Source organism: Rhizobium phaseoli (genome assembly GCF_003985125.1).
Lineage (GTDB): Bacteria > Pseudomonadota > Alphaproteobacteria > Rhizobiales > Rhizobiaceae > Rhizobium > Rhizobium phaseoli.
Map to the genome: position 1 here is coordinate 210,618 of NZ_ML133566.1, position 16,993 is coordinate 227,610.

The following is a 16,993-nucleotide window of genomic DNA, read 5'->3' on the forward strand; positions in this document are numbered from 1 at the left end:
ATCAACTGGAGTTAGGAGTAACCATGACCAAGCTTTTTAGCCGTTTTCTGAAGGACGAATCCGGCGCGACCGCAATCGAATACGGCCTGATCGCCGCTCTCATTTCCGTCGCGCTCATCACCGGCGCAACGAGCCTCGGTTCCAAGATCGGCAACACGTTCAACGGCCTGAGCACCAAGATGGACGGCGCCACTTCGGCTGCCAACTAAGCGAGGTGCCGCGAGGCGGCATCTTCCTGATTCTGGCCGGAACTGCTCCGGCTGGTCTGTCGAGCGGGCTCACGCGCTGCACAGCCGTGAGCCTTTTCGTATCTTACGACGATCGGGTATAGACATGATCGCAGCTGGTGTTTTTGTCGTTCTGCCACTCTGCCTCGCCATGGCGGCCTTCTCGGACCTGTTCACCATGACGATTCCGAACCGCGTTTCCCTGATCCTTATCGTCTCGTTCCTGGTGCTGGCGCCGTTCTTGGGTTTTGGCCTTCAGGCGATCGGCATGCATCTTGCCGCCGCCGCTATCGTGCTTGCCGCTTGTTTTGCGCTTTTTGCATTCAATGTGATGGGCGGTGGAGACGCCAAGCTGTTGAGCGCCACCGCGCTCTGGTTCGGCCTGAACCAGTCGCTTACGCTGCTGATGGCCGACGTGGCTGCGGTCGGCGGTCTCATCACCTTGCTTATCCTGCTGGTGAGAACCCAGTCGAACACCATTCTCGCAATTGGCCTGCCGCTGCCGGACTCGGTGCTGGTCGCCAAGAAGATCCCTTATGGCATCGCGATCGCGATTGGTGGCTTCATGGCCTTTCCGTCCTCGCCGATCTTCATCGCCGCGCTGGAAAGCCTGAAATAACGGCATTTTAAATGCCCGTTAACTTAAAATGTAAGCGTTCCATTAACCATAATTATACCAATTGCTGAGCATTCTGCAGGGCGAACATATCGTGCCTTGGGGAATGATCGATGAAACCGGCCCGCCTTATAATTCTCGCTGTCGCCGTGGTGGCAGCCGGCCTCGCCGGCCTCCTGGCAATGCGCATGGCCGGCAGCGGTGGCGTCGTCACCCAGGTGCAGTCGGTCATCGAGAAGGAACCTACCGTCAATGTTCTCGTCTCCAGCGGCAATCTTGCGGTTGGCCAAAGGCTGGAGGAGGGCTCGGTGCACTGGATGGCCTGGCCGCAGGGCGGCGTCGTCCCGGGTCTCATCACCGATATCGAAAAGCCGGATGCGATCAAGGATCTGCAGGGCGCCGTCGTGCGCCTGCCGATCTTCGAAGGTGAGCCGATCCGGCCGGAAAAGGTCGCCGATTCCAGCAGCCGTATCCTGTCATCGCTGTTGCCGGCCGGCAAACGCGCCGTTGCGACCGAGATCTCCGTGGCAACGGGCGCCGGCGGCTTCATCCTGCCGAACGACCGCGTCGACGTCATCATGGTCCGCAAGGGCACCGAGGCCAACAAGCTCATCACCGAGACGGTGCTGAGCAATGTCCGTGTTCTCGCCATCGACCAGCAGATCCAGGAAAAGGACGATGGTTCCAAGGCAGTTGTGGGAACGACCGCGACGCTCGAGCTGACACCCGATCAGACCAAGGTTCTCGCCGTCGCTCAACAGATGGCCGACCGGCTGTCGCTTGCGTTGCGCTCGGTCGCCGATGCCCAGGAGCAGGATACCAGCGCCGCCGATTATCTGCTGAGCGGCGACAACGGCAGTGCGATCATTCAGGTCATCAAGTCGGGATCCATCGTAACGGATGCCGGCGCAGCGCCGAAGCCGGAATAAAAGGACGTGCAAATGGGCAATTCAACGCGGCGCGCCAAGCTTCTCCTGACAGGCAGCCTTTCGCTTGCGATCAGTGTCACCGGCATGGCGCCAGCCACTTTCGGGCCGCTTCTCGCCGTCGATGAGGCGCGTGCCGATTCCGGAAACCTTATCCGCATCGCGCAGACCGGCCCCGACGCCCACCGTCGGCTCAAACTCGGGCTGAACAAGGCTGTCGTCGTCGATCTGCCGGAGGATGCGCACGATATTCTTGTATCCGATCCGAGCATGGCCGATGCCGTGACGCGGACGTCGCGACGCATCTACCTGTTCGGCAAGAAGGTCGGTCAGACGAATATATTTGTCTTCGGCGCCGGCGGGCAGGAGATCATCAACCTCGATATCGAGATCGAACGCGACGTCTCCGGTCTCGAAGCCAATCTCCGCCGCTTCATTCCCGACTCCAATATCAACGTCGAAATCGTCTCCGACAACATCGTCCTGACCGGCACCGTGCGCACCCCGCAGGACGCCACGCAGGCCGCCGATCTCGCCCAGGTGTTCCTGAAAGGCGGCGAGGCGACGACGAGAACAGAGACAGCGTCCGGCACCGGCGGCGACAGCGCGGTGGCGCTCTTTGCCGAAGGCCGGCAGACCTCCCAGGTCGTCAATCTGCTGAAGATCGAGGGTGAGGACCAGGTCACCCTCAAGGTGACGATCGCCGAGGTCCGTCGTGAGGTGCTGAAGCAGCTCGGCTTCGACAACCTGATATCCAATTCCTCCGGCATGACGGTCGCCCAGCTCGGCACGCCTAGCGCCGACAGCGCGACGGCGACGGTTGGCGGCGGCCTGGCGGCTCTCTTCAAGAGCTCGATCGGCAAATACGATATCTCCACCTATCTCAACGCGCTGGAACAGGCCAAGGTCGTCAGGACCCTGGCCGAGCCGACTTTGACGGCGATCTCGGGCCAGGCGGCGACATTCAATTCCGGCGGCCAGCAGCTCTATTCGACGACCGACAATGACGGCAACGTCACTGTCGTTCCCTTCAATTACGGTATCAACCTCGCCTTCAAGCCGGTCGTGCTGTCGTCGGGGCGTATCAGCCTGGAGATCAAGACCAACGTCTCCGAGCCGGTGGCCGGCAGCGGCAACGCCACCTACCAGCGCCGTTCGGCAGAGACCTCGGTGGAGCTGCCCTCGGGCGGCTCGATCGCACTCGCCGGCCTCATCCGCGACAATGTCTCCCAGACGATGGGCGGCACGCCCGGCGTCTCGAAGATTCCGCTGCTCGGAACGCTGTTCCGTCAGAAGGGCTTTGAGCGTCAGGAAACCGAGCTCGTCATCATCGCGACGCCCTATCTGGTGCGTCCGGTGGCGCGCAACCAGCTGAACCGGCCGGATGACAATTTCAGCCCCGAGAATGACGGTGCGACCTTCTTCCTCAACCGTGTCAACAAGGTCTATGGCCGCCGCGAGGCACCCGTCGCGGATGCACAGTTCCACGGCTCGATCGGGTTTATCTACAAATGAGTGGAGAGGCATCGGCAGCAATGGCACAGAACAGAGATCAGGCGATGGCCTTCATGAATTGGACGACACCCCGGCTCGCAATCTCCAAGGCGCTCTTCGTCACGGCCGCCGTTTCAGTGGCGGTCCTTTCCGGATGCGCCGGTCCGCACGACCAGCTGACGACCGGCGGCATCCCGGATGATTACCGTGCCCGTCACCCGATCATCGTCACCGAGGCCGAGCAGACGGTGGATATTCCGGTTGCTTCCACCGATCGGCGCCTGACCATCGCCCAGCGCGACCTCATCCGCGGCTTTGCCGCAAACTATGTCTCCCGCGCCTCCGGCCCGGTCTACGTCTTGTCGCCGGAAGGTTCGCCGAATTCGGCGGCGGCCCATCAGCTGCGCAATCAGGTCCGTGCGGAGCTGGCGTCGAGAGGGATCGCGAGCTCGAAAATCATCAATACCTCCTACGCCGCCGCCGGTGCCGGCGATGCGGCACCAATCCGCCTGAGCTTCACCGGCACGACCGCGATCACCACGCAGTGCGGTCAATGGCCGAAGGACATCTCGAACGATTTCGCCAATCAGAATTACTATAATTTCGGCTGCGCCACACAGAACAACCTCGCCGCCCAGGTCGCCAATCCGGAGGATCTGGTGGCGCCTCGCGGCATGACGCCGATCGACGCGCAGCGGCGCAACAACGCGATCCAGGAATACCGAACGACGACAACGACGATCGAAGATGTCGCCGGTAGCGACAGCAGCTTCTGAGGCGAGACGGGACGATGAGTGCCATCGAATACGAGATCAAGAATCCCAGCGAGCTTCGTCATGTCGAGGAGGCGGTGCGCATGGCGGATCTGGAGGCCATGCGGCCGCTGCCGCGCATCTCCGTCCACGCCTTCTGCGAGAGCGAGACCTTGCAGAACGTCATGGAGCGCTGCGCCAATGACCGGCGCATGGCGAAGGTCAGCCTGCGCATCACCAGCGGCGGTATCGCCGCTGCCGCCAATATGTTTTCCGGTGCGCCGACGCCGAACCTCATCATCCTCGAGACCAAGGCGAATGTCGGAAGCCTGCTTGCCGAACTCGCTCCGCTCGCCGCGGTCTGCGATCCGACCACCAAGGTCGTCATCGTCGGCTACTACAATGACATCGGACTGTATCGCGAGCTGATCCGCAACGGCATTTCCGAATACATGGTCCAGCCCGTCGCCATGCCCGATATCCTTGCGGCGATGGCCTCGATCTTCGTCGATCCGGAAGCCGAGCCGCTCGGCCGCAGCATCGCCTTCATCGGTTCGAAGGGCGGTGTTGGCGCCTCGACCATCGCCCATAATTGTGCGTTCGGCATCTCCAATCTCTTCTCCACTGAGACGATTCTTGCCGACCTCGATCTGCCCTATGGCACGGCGAATATCGACTTCGACCAGGATCCGGCCCAGGGCATCGCCGAAGCGGTCTTCGCGCCCGACCGTCTCGACGAAGTCTTCCTCGACCGCTTGCTGACGAAATGTTCCGAGCATCTGTCGCTGCTCGCCGCCCCCTCGCTGCTCGACCGCGCCTATGATTTCGACGGCCAGGCTTTCCAGCCGGTGCTCGACGTCCTGCAGCGCAGCGCCCCGGTCACCGTGCTCGACGTTCCGCATGCATGGTCGGAATGGACCCGCTCGGTGCTGGCGAGCGTCGACGAGGTGGTCATCGCGGCGGTTCCCGATCTTGCCAACCTGCGCAACACCAAAAACATGCTGGATGCGCTGCGCAAGATGCGGCCGAATGACAAGCCGCCGCATCTCATCCTCAATCAGGTCGGTATGCCGAAACGTCCCGAGATATCGCCGTCGGATTTCTGTGAGCCGCTGGAGATCGATCCGATCGCGATCATCCCCTTCGACATCAACCTCTTCGGCAACGCCGCCAACAGCGGCCGGATGATCTCGGAAGTCGATCCCCGGTCGCCGACGGCGGAAACCTTTTCGCAGATATCGCACATAGTCACCGGCCGAGCGGCAATCAGGAAGGCGAAGAAGGGCGGCCTGCTGGGCCTCCTGAAGCGCAAGTAGACGAATAGAAAGAAGAAGCGGCATGTTTGGAAAACGCGGAAACGAAGGTTTCGGAAAGGCTGGAGGTGCGATCGCCTCTCCGCCGCCGGCTCCGGCCGCGCCCGCGCCCGTGGCTTCCTCTCCCTCCATTCTGGTCGAACCCGCGCGCGAGAACCAGCGCCAGCAGGTAACGCCGCCGCCGATGCAGGCGCCGCAGCGCAAGCGGCCGGTCCGCACCGACGAATATTACGACACCAAACAGCAGGTGTTTTCTGCACTGATCGACACGATCGATCTCTCGCAGCTTTCCAAGCTCGACGGCGAAAGCGCGCGTGAGGAAATCCGCGACATCGTCAACGACATCATCACCATCAAGAATTTCGCGATGTCGATCTCCGAGCAGGAGGAACTGCTCGAAGATATCTGCAACGACGTCCTCGGCTATGGTCCGCTGGAGCCGCTGCTGGCGCGCGACGACATCGCCGACATCATGGTCAACGGCGCCGGCCAGACCTTCATCGAAGTCGGCGGCAAGACGATCGAATCGGAAATCCGGTTTCGCGACAACGCGCAGCTTCTGTCTATCTGCCAGCGCATTGTCAGCCAGGTCGGCCGGCGCGTCGATGAATCGAGCCCGATCTGCGACGCACGCCTGCCCGATGGCTCGCGCGTCAACGTCATCGCGCCGCCGCTGTCGATCGACGGGCCGGCGCTCACCATCCGCAAATTCAAGAAGGACAAGCTGACGCTCGATCAGCTCGTCCGTTTCGGCGCGATCACGCCGGAAGGCGCGACCGTGCTGCAGATCATCGGGCGGGTGCGCTGCAACGTCATCATCTCAGGCGGCACGGGTTCGGGTAAAACGACCCTCCTGAACTGCCTGACCAATTATATCGATCGCGACGAACGCGTCATCACCTGCGAGGACACGGCCGAACTGCAGCTGCAGCAGCCGCATGTCGTGCGTCTGGAAACGCGTCCGCCGAATATCGAAGGCGAGGGCGAGATCACCATGCGCGATCTCGTCAAGAACTGCCTGCGTATGCGTCCCGAGCGCATCATCGTCGGCGAAGTGCGCGGACCCGAGGTTTTCGACCTGCTGCAGGCGATGAACACCGGCCACGACGGCTCGATGGGCACGATCCACGCCAACACCCCGCGCGAATGTCTGAGCCGTATCGAATCGATGATCGCCATGGGTGGCTTCACGCTGCCGGCAAAAACGGTGCGCGAGATCATCTCCACCTCGGTTGACGTCATCATCCAGGCGGCGCGCCTGCGCGACGGTTCGCGCCGCATCACCCAGATTACCGAGGTGATCGGGATGGAAGGCGACGTCATCATCACCCAGGATCTGATGCGCTACGAGATCGAAGGCGAAGACGCGGGAGGGCGATTGATCGGCCGGCACATGTCGACCGGCGTCGGCAAACCGCATTTCTGGGATCGGGCGCGTTATTTCAACGAGGAAAAGCGGCTGGCCGCCGCCCTCGACGCGATGGAAGCGAAAACCAAGGATTAGGCTGATGTTCGGGTTCGATCCGATAGTCCTGGCAATCGTCGTCCTCGCCGCAGTTTCCGCGGCGGCGGTCGCCTATGCCCTGATGTTTTCCCGGATCGAGGCCGACAAGAAATCGGCAAGCCGCATCAATCGTGTGAAATCGGCAGAGGTCGACCGGGTCAAGGTCAAGGCTGCCCGCGACCGCGTGCAGGAACTGTCGAAGCGGCGCAAATCGGTGCAGGACAATCTGAAGGATCTGGAAAAGCGCCAGCACGAAAAAACCCGCAAGACCCTGTCGATGAAATCCCGCCTGTTGCAGGCCGGCCTGCCGATCAGTGTGGGGAAATTCTATCTCATCAGTGCCGTCTTCGCTTCGGTGCTGCTGTTCGTCGCCTTAGTCGTCGGCGCATCGTGGATGGTCATGATCGGCATTGCCGTCGTCGCCGGTCTCGGCCTGCCGCGCTGGGTTCTCGGCTTCCTGATCAAGCGCCGCCAGAACAAATTCCTCAACGAGCTCCCCAATGCGCTCGACGTCATCACCCGCTCGATCAAGTCAGGCCTGCCGCTTAACGATGCGATCCGGCTGATCGGAACCGAAGGCACCGAGCCGGTCAAGAGCGAGTTCCGGCGGGTGATCGAGGCGCAGCAGGTGGGCCTCAGCATTCCCGACGCCTGTGCCCGCATGACGCTCCACATGCCGCTCCAGGAAGTCAACTTCTTCGCGATCGTCATCGCCATCCAGTCGCAGGCCGGTGGCAATCTGTCGGAAGCGATCGGCAACCTCTCCAAGGTGCTGCGCGAGCGCCGCAAGATGAAGGCCAAGGTGTCGGCGCTGTCGATGGAAGCCAAGGCCTCGGCTGTCATCATCGGCGCGCTGCCCTTCATCGTCGCGACCCTCGTCTACCTGACTTCGCCCAACTACATGATGATCCTTTTCACCGACCCGCGCGGCCATCTCATCATGGGTATCTCGGCGGTCTGGATGTCGATCGGCATCTTCGTCATGCGCAACATGGTCAATTTTGACATCTAGCGGAAGGAAGCACCATGTCGCAGGACCTCGCCGCAACACTGACCAATCCGGGCATGCTGATCGCCGTCTTCGTCGCGATCGCCGTCTTCGCCACTTTCTACACGATAGCCATCCCGTTTTTCGAGCGCGGTGATCTCACCAAGCGCATGAAGGCCGTTTCGACCGAGCGCGAGCAGATCCGCGCCCGCGAACGCGCTCGCATGAATGCCGACCCGGGCGCCGGCAAGGCGTCGCTCCGCAGCCAGAACAACCGCTCGGTCCGCCAGATCGTCGAGCGGTTCAACCTGCGCCAGGCGCTCGTCGACGAAAATACGGTCAACAAGCTGCGCGCCGCCGGTTTTCGCTCGGAAAATGCCCTGAATACCTTCCTCGTCGCGCGCTTCCTGCTGCCCTTCCTCTTCCTGGCGCTTGCCGCCTTCTGGGTCTTCGGCCTCGGCAACCTTGCCGAAAGGGGCATGGCCATCCGCCTCTTTGCCGTCATCGGCATCGGTTATGTCGGCTTCTACGCGCCCAACATCTATATCTCCAACCGCATGGGCAAGCGTCAGCATTCGATCAAGCGCGCCTGGCCGGATGCACTGGACCTGATGCTGATCTGCGTCGAATCCGGCATTTCGATCGAGGCGGCGATGCGTCGCGTGTCGGAGGAGCTTGGCGAGCAGTCGCCGCCGCTTGCCGAGGAGATGGTCCTGACGACGGCAGAGCTCTCCTTCCTGCCGGATCGCCGGGTGGCGCTCGAAAATCTTGCCACGCGCACCCAGATCGAACTGGTGCGCTCGGTGACCCAGGCGCTGATCCAGGCCGATCGCTACGGCACGCCGGTCGCCCAGGCGCTGCGCGTTCTCGCTCAGGAAGGGCGCGACGAGCGCATGAACGAAGCGGAAAAGAAGGCGGCTGCCCTGCCGCCGAAACTGACGGTGCCGATGATCCTGTTCTTCCTGCCGGTGCTGATTGCCGTTATCCTCGGCCCGGCCGGCATCCAGGTGGCCGACAAGTTCTGACGGTTTCCAGGCCGGAAAGCTTGCGTGACCGGCGCCGGCACAGCTGTTATATGAGAGCGACGGCCATCGGACGAGCGGATGCGCCTGCCCCAGCGCTCGTTCCTTCCCGGAGAAAGCTTTCGATGTCTTCGATTGGAATTTTCATCAGCATCATGGCAGCCCTGGGAGTCGGCGCGGTGAGTCCCGGCCCGAGCTTCGTCGTCGTCTCGAGGATCGCCATTTCGCGGTCAAGGCTCGATGGCCTTGCGGCCGCGCTCGGCATGGGGGCCGGTGGCGTCGTTTTCGCCGCGCTGGCGCTCGCCGGGCTGACGGCGCTGCTGTCGCAGTTTGAATGGCTCTATCTGCTGCTCAAGGTCGCGGGCGGCGTCTATCTTCTCTATATTGCCGTCAATATCTGGAGAGGCGCTGCGCAGCCGCTCGCGGTGTGCGACACCATCAATGGCCGCCGCGCGCCGATGCGCAGCTTCACGACTGCGCTGCTGACCCAACTCAGCAACCCGAAGACGATCATCGTCTATGCCAGCCTGTTTGCCGCGCTTCTTCCGAGGACGGTCCCACTCGACCTGATCATCGCCCTGCCGCTCGGCGTCTTTGCAGTGGAGGCGGGATGGTACTCGATCGTGGCGTTGGCATTTTCTGCTCGCCGTCCGCGGCGCTTCTATCTGGCTGCGAAGAGTTGGATCGACCGGGCCGCCGGAGCCGTCATGGGCGGCCTCGGTCTCCGTCTCATTCTTTCGGGTCTGAGCGCCCGCTAAATCATCACCCGCAGGTCCGTCTTCGGCGTCGACGCCGGTCAGTTGGTATTGCTGTCGCCCGCTGCTGGCGCTTTGTCCTTGGCGGCGAGTTTCTGCCAGGAATTCTGCTGCGACAGCATGCCTCTGAGATAGGCGACATTGGCATCGGCCTGCTGCGGCGAAAGCTCGCGCCGCGCGATCTGCTCGGCTTCCGCAAAACGTCCCTGCAGGCCGACGACGAGCGCCAGGTTCTGCCTGACGCGGCTGTCGGCGTTTGGTTGGCCGGCGGCGGAGCGCAGATAGGTTTCAGCCGTGCGCAGATCGCCGGTCAGCACGTAGGACATTCCGAGATTGGACAGGATGGACGGTTCGTTCGGCTGGATATCGAGCGCGTCGCGATAACGTTGCCTGGCCTCGCTTGCCCGGCCCATCTGATCAAGGATCGCGCCTTGGGCCGAGACCAGCTTCCAGTCCGGACGATCCGGGGTCTGGGCCCGGCCGATCGTGTCGAGCGCCTGCTGGAACTGCCCGGCTGCCGCTTGTGCCTTGCCATAGGCGGCCAGCACGTTTCGGTCGCCCGGATTGGCGATCGCCACCTGCTGCATGACGGCGAGAGCCTGCGCGTCGCGGCCGTTCATGCGCAGCAGATTGGCATAGCTGACGCCGGTAACGGGATCACGCGGGTTCTTTTCATAAGCCTGGCCGAGCCGGTCCGTTGCCGAGCGCAGCTCGGTCGCGTCCATCTCTTCGACCGGCTTGGTAAGTTTCGGCACCGAACCTGTCGTCATCCGGTCCTTGGTCGTCGTCGAGCAGCCCGCCACTGCAAGGACGATCAGCGACGCCGCGACGCCCTGCAGGAAGCGATTGGTGGATTTGGTGGTGAGCGAGGCAGGCATGACGCGTTCCTGATTCCGAAATCGGCGCCTCACCTCGAACGCGGGACAGGGAAAGGTTTGACGCAATCTTCGCTCCAGCAATAGTCTGTTAACCCTAACAGACCGTTAAGGAGTGATTCCTGACGACCGCCGAAGGACAATCATGGCCCTCTATCAGTTCATCGAAAGACCGACCCCCTTCAACACGAAGGGCGGTTCGACGCTGCCGATCTTTGCCGTCACGCCCGCCCATATCGAGACCGGCACGATCGATCCGATCGCCCTCGACTGGGCGAAAAAGGCAGGCTACAAGGCCGAGAGCGGATCGCTGCTGCTGATCCCGACCGCCGAAGGCCATCTCGGCGGCGCGCTTTTCGGCCTCGGCACCAATCCATCCGAACAGCCTTATATCACCGGCAGACTCGCGCGTGCGCTGCCGGCCGGCGACTGGCACATCGAGACCGCGCCGCTGACGGCAAATCGCCTCGCCCTCGGCTTCGGGCTCGGCAGCTACCGTTTCGACCGCTACAAATCGGAAAAATCTGCCGCCGCGACAATGCTCATTCCGAGCGATGCCGACGGCGCCGACATCAAGCGCCAGCTCGCCGGCGTCTTTCTCGCCCGCGATCTGATCAATACGCCGACCAACGACATGGGGCCGGATCAGCTCGAGGCGGCTTTCCGCGGTCTCGCCCAGCACTACAAGGCGGAAGTGTCGGTGATCACAGGTGACGAACTGCTTGAGCAAAATTTCCCGCTCGTCCATACCGTCGGCCGCGCCAGCGCCGATGCACCGCGCCTTCTCGAACTGCGCTGGGGCAAGAAGGGCCATCGCAAGGTGACGCTCGTCGGCAAGGGCGTCTGCTTCGATACCGGCGGTCTCGACATCAAGCCGGCCGCCTCGATGCTGCTGATGAAGAAGGATATGGGCGGCGCCGCCAATGTCATGGGGCTGGCCCTGATGATCATGGACGCCAAGCTGAAGGTCGATCTGCGTGTCATCGTCCCGGTCGTCGAAAACGCAATCTCCTCCAACGCCTTTCGCCCAGGGGACATTTATCGCAGCCGCAAGGGCCTCACCGTCCAGATCGACAATACCGACGCCGAAGGCCGCCTGATCCTGGCCGATGCGCTGGCCTATGCCGACGAGGAGGAGCCCGAGCTCCTGATCGACATGGCGACGCTGACCGGTGCCGCTCGCGTTGCGCTGGGCCCGGATCTTCCGCCCTTCTTCACCGACGACGCCAATCTGGCGCATGACCTGACCGAAGCGAGCCTGGAAACGGACGATCCGATCTGGCGCCTGCCGCTCTATCCCGGTTACGAAAAGGACGTCGGCGCCAAATTCGCCGATCTCACCAACGCGCCGGCCGGCGGCATGGCGGGGGCGATCACCGCCGCGCTTTTCCTCAAGCGTTTCGTCAGCAAGGCGAAGAGCTGGGCGCATTTCGACATTTACGGTTGGGCCCAGTCTGAACGGCCGCATTCGCCGGGTGGCGGCGAAGCCCAGGCGATCCGCGCGCTGTTTCATCATATCCGCACGGGCTTGCGCTAGAGCATGATGCCGACAAGTGTAAGCGGTTTTCGGACGACATCATGCTCTAACTCTTTAATTTAGAACAGGATTCATCCTGTTCTAAGGCACGCCGGCCGAACCGCGCCGGCGGTGGGGCGGAGGGCGATCGTTAAAATTTTATTCACCCTGCCGGACGGCAATTGCCGGCGGCCCTTGCATGTCCATGGCAACTGCCGGAAAATGAAACGCTAGCGTAACGATTTTCCGGAGGGGCCGTGCCGATCGAACTGACCGCCTCGCAGGCGCTGGGGCTCTGGCATGGCGTGGCGCTCGATCAGGTGCGTCTTGACGATCGCGATTTGACGTTGCGCCAGATGGCGATCCTGCTGCATATTTACCTGGTGCCGCCGCCTCACACCGTGCGCGGGCTGGCCGCGACGCTCGGTGTCACCAAGCCGGTCATTACCCGCGCCCTGGACACGATGGGCGAGATGGGCCTGGTCGATCGTGTGCGCGACGATGCCGATCGGCGCAACGTCATCATCAAGCGTACCGTCGGCGGCGCGCTTTACCTGGAAAAGCTTGGCGATCTCGTCCGTGATCAGGGTCGGCGCCTGCCGATCTGAAAGGGCGATCTGAAAGGAATGGGAATGACGATGTTCGACCGCCGCCTGCATGCCTATAGGCCCGATCTCGCGGAAGCAGACCTCGAAGGCAAGGTGGAGGCGTCGCGTTTTGTCCAAGGCACGCCGGCACGCGTCGCCGTTCCCGTCATTGGCTTGCGCCCTGCGCCGGAATTGGCGCGCGGCATCGATACGGAACTGCTCCTTGGCGAGCAGGTGACGGTTTTCGATCGCGCCGACGGCTGGTGCTGGGTGAAAGCCGCATCGGACGGTTATGTCGGCTATGTCACCGCAGACGCGCTCTCGCAAATTGATCCGGCGCCGACCCATATCGTCACCGCGCCGCGCACCTTCCTCTATCCGGAGCCCGAGCTGCGCAAGCCGCACCAGACGACGCTTTCGATGGGAAGCCGCATTCACGTCGCCCGCGAGGCGGAAGCGCGGGGCAATCATTATGTCGTGCTCGAGGATGGAACTGCGATCTTCGCAAGACACGTCCAGCCGATCGGCGCTCTCGATGGTGCCGATTATGTCGAGATCGCCGGACGATTCCTGGAGACGCCCTATCTCTGGGGCGGACGCTCCGGTCTCGGCATCGATTGTTCCGGCCTCGTCCAGCTTGCAATGCTGATGACCAGCCGACAGGCGCCGCGTGATACCGACATGCAGGCAGCCGGCCTCGGCGAAGCGATCGACCGTTCTGAAATCCGTCGCGGCGATCTGGTGTTCTGGAAGGGCCATGTGGCGATTTTCGAGGATCCGCAGACCATCCTTCATGCCAATGGTCACAGCATGACGGTGGCGCGGGAGAATTTCGAGGCTGCCGTCGCGCGCATCGGCTCGCTCTACCAACAGCCTACCGGCTATCGCCGCCCATTCAAGTGACCGGTGGCCGCGGCCAGGCGCTCACGCCGCCCGTCCAATCTTCGAAGGCTTTCGACAGTCTCAGGACCCGCATGTCGTCGAAGCGTGGCCCGACGATCTGCAGGCCGATCGGCATGCCCGACCGAGAGAAGCCGCAATTGATCGAGGCGGCCGGCTGTTCCGACATGTTCCACGGCACGGTGAAGGCGATATGTTCGAACGGCCTTGCCGGATCGTTGGTCGGCGATGCCCATTCGGCCGGATAGGAAATGATCGGGTTGGTTGGCGAGAGCAGCGCGTCGATCGTCGTGAACAGCCGTCCGCAGCTCCGGCGCATTTCGATCGTCTGGTTGAAGCCTCTGACCGCATCGACGCCGCTGACTTCGGCGCCGGCCTTTGCCCAATCGCCTATATAGGGCAGGATACTGTCGCGCCGCTCTTCATCCAGGCCAGCGATATCGCTCCACAGGCGGGCGCGCCAGAAGCTGTCGAGCCCGTCAAGCATGGCGCGCGTCAGCACCGGCTGGACGGATATGATGGTGGCGCCGGCCTTCTCGAAGCTTCGTGCCGCGGCTTCGACCGCGTCCCTGATTTCGTCATCCACCGCAAGCCCGCAGCCGGCATCGAGCATCAGACCGATCTTCATGCCTGCCATGTCGATTTCGAGATCCATCCAGTTGAAATCGTTCGGCGGCAGGCTGGTGCCGTCGCGCCAGTCCGGCCGTGCCAGCGTCGCCATGGAAAAGGCCGCATCCTCGACCCTGCGCGTCATCGGGCCGAGGCAGCGCCCGACATAATAGGGATCGGCCGGGATGCGCCCGTGGCTTGGCTTGAAGCCGAAGATGCCGGTCCAGCCGGCGGGCAGGCGCACCGAGCCGCCGATATCCGTGCCGATATGCAGCGGCCCGTAGCCGGCCGCCGCGGCGCCGGCAGCCCCGGCGCTCGATCCGCCGGGATTCTGTGTGATGTTCCAGGGATTGCGGCTGAGAGCATGGAAGCTCGAAAGGCCGGAGGAAAGCATGCCGTAATCGGGGCAGGTGGTCTTGGCGAAGATCACCGCGCCATCCTCGCGCAGCCGGGCGGCGGCCGGCGCATCGGCTTCCGCCGGTTTCAGCTCCACCGCCTTGGTCCCGAACGGCACCGGCTGGCCCTTCGTGGCGATCAATTCCTTCAGCGTCACCGGAATACCGTCGAGCGCGCCGAGCGGCCGTCCCTTCGCCCACCGCGCCGTCGATGCTTTCGCCTGCGCCCGCGCCGCTTCCGGATCGTAGAGGTAGAGCGCTGAAATCGACGGCTCCCAGGCGGCGATATGGTCTTCGAGGGCGAGCCAGTAGTCGAGCGGTGAAAGGCTTCTATCGGCGAAGCGCCGTCTGAGCGCGCGGATAGTCAGATTGATGTTGCCCGTCGCCGCGGTCATGGGCTTTTCGTTCCGGGAGGACATCAGTGGCTTGCCTCGCGTGGATCGAGAAGATCGCGCAAGCCGTCGCCGAGCATGTTGAAGCCGAGGACAGCAAGCGCGATGGCAAGGCCAGGCAGAATTGCCAGCCAGGGGGCCAGCGCCAGATAGGTTTGCGCATCGGCGAGCATCCGGCCCCATGTCGGCGCTGGTGGCGCCATGCCGAGTCCGAGAAAGCTGAGACCGGCTTCGGTCAGGATCGCCAGCCCGAGTTGGATCGCCCCATGCACGATGATCTGGCTGATGATATTCGGCAGCACATGGCGCAGCGAAATGGTCAGGCGCGTATTGCCGATCGCGCGTGCCGCCGTCACATAATCGCGGCTCCAGGCCTGCAGCGAAGTCGTCAGCGTCACCCGCGCAAAGACCGGGATCATGAAGACGGCGATTGCGGCGATCGCAGTGAACCGGCCCGGACCGAGAAAGGCGCCGAGCATCATGGCCGACAAGATCGGCGGCAAGGCAAAGATAACGTCGCAGACGCGCATCAGCAGCGCTTCGAACGGGCCGCGGATTGCTGCCGCCGAAACGCCGCCGATCGAACCGAGCGTCCCGCCGATCGCAACCGCGGTGATGGCGATCGACAGCGAATTCCAGCATCCCGCCATCAGCATCGACAGCACGTCGCGGCCGAACTGGTCGGTGCCGAGCAGGCCGAAGGCGAGCGGTGGCTGCAGTTTGTGGATGATCTGCATCTTTTCAGGCGGCAGCGGCGTCCAGATGAGCGACAGCAGCGCAACGGCGATCAGCAGCCCGACGATGACGGCGCCCGAGATCAAGTTCCTTCGCCGGCTAAGCCTGAAAGGCCGGCGGCCGCTTGACATGGCGGTGGCTACGATCGGCACCATGGTCAGGCCGCCTTTCTCATCCTGGGATCGATCGCCAGATAGCAGAGATCGACGATGAAATTCACCACGATGACCAGGGCGGCGAAGAACAGCACGACATCCTGCATCACGATGATGTCGCGCTGGGAAAGCGCCTGCAGGGCAAGCCGCCCGAGACCGGGCAGGTTGAAGACGTTTTCCACCAGCACTGCGCCGGCGACCAAAAAGGTGAACTGGAGCCCGATCATGGTGAGGATCGGGATCAGCGCGTTCGGCACGACGTGCCGCCACAGCACCGCGCTGCGCGAAAGCCCTTTGGCCACCGCGGTGCGGGCAAAATCCTCATGCATCGTCTCGAGCACGGCCGAACGCGCCACCCGCGTCAACACGCCCGCCTGCGGCATCGCCAGCGCGACCGCCGGCAGAACAAGCGCCTGCAACGCCGGCAGCAGACCGGCGCCCCAGCCCGGGAAACCGCCGGCCGGCATCAGCCTGAGCATCGTCGAAAACAGAATGATCAGCAGCAAGGCCACCCAGAAAGCGGGCATTGCGATGCTGATCTGTGAAAACAGCGCTGCGGCGATATCGAAGACACGGCCGCGGCGCGAGGCGGCGAGCACCCCAAGCGGCAGGGCGATCGCCACCGAAAGTGCGATCGCCATCAACGCCAGCGGCAGCGTCACGGCCAGCCGTTCGACGATCAATCCCGCCACCGGGACGCCGTAGGTGTAGGATCGGCCGAGATCGCCTGACAGCACGCCGGCCAGCCATTGCCCGTAACGCAGGACGAGCGGCTGGTCGAGGCCGAGATCATGCCGCAGCGCCGCTAAGGTCTCCGGGCTTGCCGACGTGCCGAGCAGGATCGAGGCGGGATCGCCGGGCAGCAGATCCATGATGGCGAAGATCAGCAGCGAGACGATGACAAGGGTGACGACAAGGCCGGCGAAGCGGCGGGCAAGGAGGGCGATCATGTGGGCCACGCTGCCGAGGTGGCACGGCGGCTCTCCGATGTGCTGGCATTGGGTTTGGCAGGGAGGTCAACCCCACTCTCTGTCATCCTCGGCCTTGAGCCGAGGATCCATGTCGCGGCTGCTGGTGGATGCCGTGTGGATGCTCGGCTCAAGGCCGAGCATGACGGCGGGCGGGGTGGGTGGAAGGAGTCATCAAAGGCGCTGGCGCCAGGAAGGCCATCCGCCAGCGAAATCAAACCATGTCGGCCCCAGCTGAACGGACTTAGGGAGCCAAGATCGGCC

At 63.1% G+C, this 16,993-nt stretch carries 17 protein-coding genes; 13 read left to right on the forward strand and 4 right to left on the reverse strand.

From position 1 onward, the window contains the following. Positions 1-23: 23 nt before the first annotated feature. The 10 genes from EFD56_RS04140 (at position 24) to EFD56_RS04185 (ending at position 9,600) form a co-directional block, all read left to right on the forward strand. On the forward strand, positions 24-209 hold the full coding sequence (locus EFD56_RS04140; protein WP_004668696.1) for a Flp family type IVb pilin: 186 nt from the start codon (positions 24-26) through the stop codon (positions 207-209). A gap of 124 nt (positions 210-333) precedes the next feature. After that, the gene (locus EFD56_RS04145; RefSeq protein WP_004668695.1) at positions 334-846 is read left to right on the forward strand and encodes an A24 family peptidase; all 513 of its coding nucleotides are present in this window, start codon (positions 334-336) and stop codon (positions 844-846) included. A 110-nt stretch (positions 847-956) separates the two neighbouring features. Continuing rightward, positions 957-1,772 carry a Flp pilus assembly protein CpaB gene (gene cpaB / locus EFD56_RS04150; RefSeq protein ID WP_037142813.1) on the forward strand — a complete coding sequence of 272 codons (816 nt, stop codon included), beginning with the start codon at positions 957-959 and terminating at the stop codon, positions 1,770-1,772. Positions 1,773-1,784: 12 nt separating this feature from the next. Then, on the forward strand, positions 1,785-3,284 hold the full coding sequence (locus EFD56_RS04155) for a type II and III secretion system protein family protein (protein ID WP_004668693.1): 1,500 nt from the start codon (positions 1,785-1,787) through the stop codon (positions 3,282-3,284). Then, positions 3,281-4,039 carry a CpaD family pilus assembly protein gene (locus EFD56_RS04160; RefSeq protein ID WP_012482276.1) on the forward strand — a complete coding sequence of 253 codons (759 nt, stop codon included), beginning with the start codon at positions 3,281-3,283 and terminating at the stop codon, positions 4,037-4,039. Before EFD56_RS04155 ends, EFD56_RS04160 begins: the two co-directional genes overlap by 4 nt. Before the next feature lie 14 nt (positions 4,040-4,053). Beyond that, positions 4,054-5,331 carry a CpaE/TadZ family protein gene (locus tag EFD56_RS04165; protein ID WP_126904742.1) on the forward strand — a complete coding sequence of 426 codons (1,278 nt, stop codon included), beginning with the start codon at positions 4,054-4,056 and terminating at the stop codon, positions 5,329-5,331. A 22-nt stretch (positions 5,332-5,353) separates the two neighbouring features. Next, entirely contained in the window at positions 5,354-6,832 is a 1,479-nt protein-coding gene (locus EFD56_RS04170; RefSeq protein WP_004668690.1) for a TadA family conjugal transfer-associated ATPase, read from the forward strand. 4 nt (positions 6,833-6,836) lie between these two features. Continuing rightward, entirely contained in the window at positions 6,837-7,844 is a 1,008-nt protein-coding gene (locus EFD56_RS04175) for a type II secretion system F family protein (RefSeq protein WP_037142822.1), read from the forward strand. Positions 7,845-7,858: 14 nt separating this feature from the next. Further along, positions 7,859-8,845, forward strand: a complete 987-nt coding sequence (locus tag EFD56_RS04180) for a type II secretion system F family protein (protein WP_126904743.1) — start codon at positions 7,859-7,861, stop codon at positions 8,843-8,845. A gap of 122 nt (positions 8,846-8,967) precedes the next feature. Beyond that, positions 8,968-9,600, forward strand: coding sequence for a LysE family translocator (locus tag EFD56_RS04185; RefSeq protein ID WP_126904744.1), 633 nt, complete (start codon positions 8,968-8,970; stop codon positions 9,598-9,600). A 38-nt stretch (positions 9,601-9,638) separates the two neighbouring features. On the opposite strand, the gene EFD56_RS04190 is transcribed toward EFD56_RS04185, so the two are convergent. Next, on the reverse strand, positions 9,639-10,475 hold the full coding sequence (locus tag EFD56_RS04190) for a tetratricopeptide repeat protein (protein WP_126904745.1): 837 nt from the start codon (positions 10,473-10,475) through the stop codon (positions 9,639-9,641). A 142-nt stretch (positions 10,476-10,617) separates the two neighbouring features. Between EFD56_RS04190 and EFD56_RS04195 the strand changes: the two genes are divergently transcribed. The 3 genes from EFD56_RS04195 (at position 10,618) to EFD56_RS04205 (ending at position 13,478) form a co-directional block, all read left to right on the forward strand. Further along, positions 10,618-12,009 (forward strand): leucyl aminopeptidase family protein, encoded by a 1,392-nt coding sequence (locus EFD56_RS04195; protein ID WP_126904746.1) that lies wholly within the window; start codon positions 10,618-10,620, stop codon positions 12,007-12,009. Between the two features lie 236 nt (positions 12,010-12,245). Continuing rightward, positions 12,246-12,596: a MarR family winged helix-turn-helix transcriptional regulator gene (locus tag EFD56_RS04200; RefSeq protein WP_016735093.1), complete on the forward strand. Its 351-nt coding sequence runs from the start codon at positions 12,246-12,248 to the stop codon at positions 12,594-12,596. Between the two features lie 24 nt (positions 12,597-12,620). After that, positions 12,621-13,478, forward strand: a complete 858-nt coding sequence (locus tag EFD56_RS04205; RefSeq protein WP_126904747.1) for a C40 family peptidase — start codon at positions 12,621-12,623, stop codon at positions 13,476-13,478. Here EFD56_RS04205 and EFD56_RS04210 read toward each other — a convergent pair. The 3 genes from EFD56_RS04210 to EFD56_RS04220 are packed head-to-tail and all read right to left on the reverse strand — an operon-like array spanning position 13,471 to position 16,711. After that, the gene (locus EFD56_RS04210) at positions 13,471-14,874 is read right to left on the reverse strand and encodes an amidase (RefSeq protein ID WP_126904748.1); all 1,404 of its coding nucleotides are present in this window, start codon (positions 14,872-14,874) and stop codon (positions 13,471-13,473) included. The two genes, EFD56_RS04205 and EFD56_RS04210, sit on opposite strands and share 8 nt — an antisense overlap. A 23-nt stretch (positions 14,875-14,897) precedes the next feature. Beyond that, positions 14,898-15,761 carry an ABC transporter permease gene (locus EFD56_RS04215; protein WP_126904749.1) on the reverse strand — a complete coding sequence of 288 codons (864 nt, stop codon included), beginning with the start codon at positions 15,759-15,761 and terminating at the stop codon, positions 14,898-14,900. A 2-nt stretch (positions 15,762-15,763) separates the two neighbouring features. Then, positions 15,764-16,711, reverse strand: coding sequence for an ABC transporter permease (locus EFD56_RS04220; protein ID WP_126904750.1), 948 nt, complete (start codon positions 16,709-16,711; stop codon positions 15,764-15,766). Between the last annotated feature and the right edge of the window lie 282 nt (positions 16,712-16,993).

Excerpts from the sequence above, each read along its gene's own strand:
- EFD56_RS04185 (WP_126904744.1), top strand. The coding sequence starts at position 8,968 with ATGTCTTCGATTGGAATTTTCATCAGCATCATGGCAGCCCTGGGAGTC.
- EFD56_RS04215 (WP_126904749.1), bottom strand. The coding sequence starts at position 15,761 with ATGGTGCCGATCGTAGCCACCGCCATGTCAAGCGGCCGCCGGCCTTTC.
- EFD56_RS04210 (WP_126904748.1), bottom strand. The coding sequence starts at position 14,874 with ATGACCGCGGCGACGGGCAACATCAATCTGACTATCCGCGCGCTCAGA.
- EFD56_RS04190 (WP_126904745.1), bottom strand. The coding sequence starts at position 10,475 with ATGCCTGCCTCGCTCACCACCAAATCCACCAATCGCTTCCTGCAGGGC.
- EFD56_RS04140 (WP_004668696.1), top strand. The coding sequence starts at position 24 with ATGACCAAGCTTTTTAGCCGTTTTCTGAAGGACGAATCCGGCGCGACC.
- EFD56_RS04175 (WP_037142822.1), top strand. The coding sequence starts at position 6,837 with ATGTTCGGGTTCGATCCGATAGTCCTGGCAATCGTCGTCCTCGCCGCA.
- cpaB (WP_037142813.1), top strand. The coding sequence starts at position 957 with ATGAAACCGGCCCGCCTTATAATTCTCGCTGTCGCCGTGGTGGCAGCC.
- EFD56_RS04205 (WP_126904747.1), top strand. The coding sequence starts at position 12,621 with ATGACGATGTTCGACCGCCGCCTGCATGCCTATAGGCCCGATCTCGCG.
- EFD56_RS04195 (WP_126904746.1), top strand. The coding sequence starts at position 10,618 with ATGGCCCTCTATCAGTTCATCGAAAGACCGACCCCCTTCAACACGAAG.
- EFD56_RS04145 (WP_004668695.1), top strand. The coding sequence starts at position 334 with ATGATCGCAGCTGGTGTTTTTGTCGTTCTGCCACTCTGCCTCGCCATG.
- EFD56_RS04165 (WP_126904742.1), top strand. The coding sequence starts at position 4,054 with ATGAGTGCCATCGAATACGAGATCAAGAATCCCAGCGAGCTTCGTCAT.
- EFD56_RS04180 (WP_126904743.1), top strand. The coding sequence starts at position 7,859 with ATGTCGCAGGACCTCGCCGCAACACTGACCAATCCGGGCATGCTGATC.
- EFD56_RS04160 (WP_012482276.1), top strand. The coding sequence starts at position 3,281 with ATGAGTGGAGAGGCATCGGCAGCAATGGCACAGAACAGAGATCAGGCG.
- EFD56_RS04170 (WP_004668690.1), top strand. The coding sequence starts at position 5,354 with ATGTTTGGAAAACGCGGAAACGAAGGTTTCGGAAAGGCTGGAGGTGCG.
- EFD56_RS04220 (WP_126904750.1), bottom strand. The coding sequence starts at position 16,711 with ATGATCGCCCTCCTTGCCCGCCGCTTCGCCGGCCTTGTCGTCACCCTT.
- EFD56_RS04155 (WP_004668693.1), top strand. The coding sequence starts at position 1,785 with ATGGGCAATTCAACGCGGCGCGCCAAGCTTCTCCTGACAGGCAGCCTT.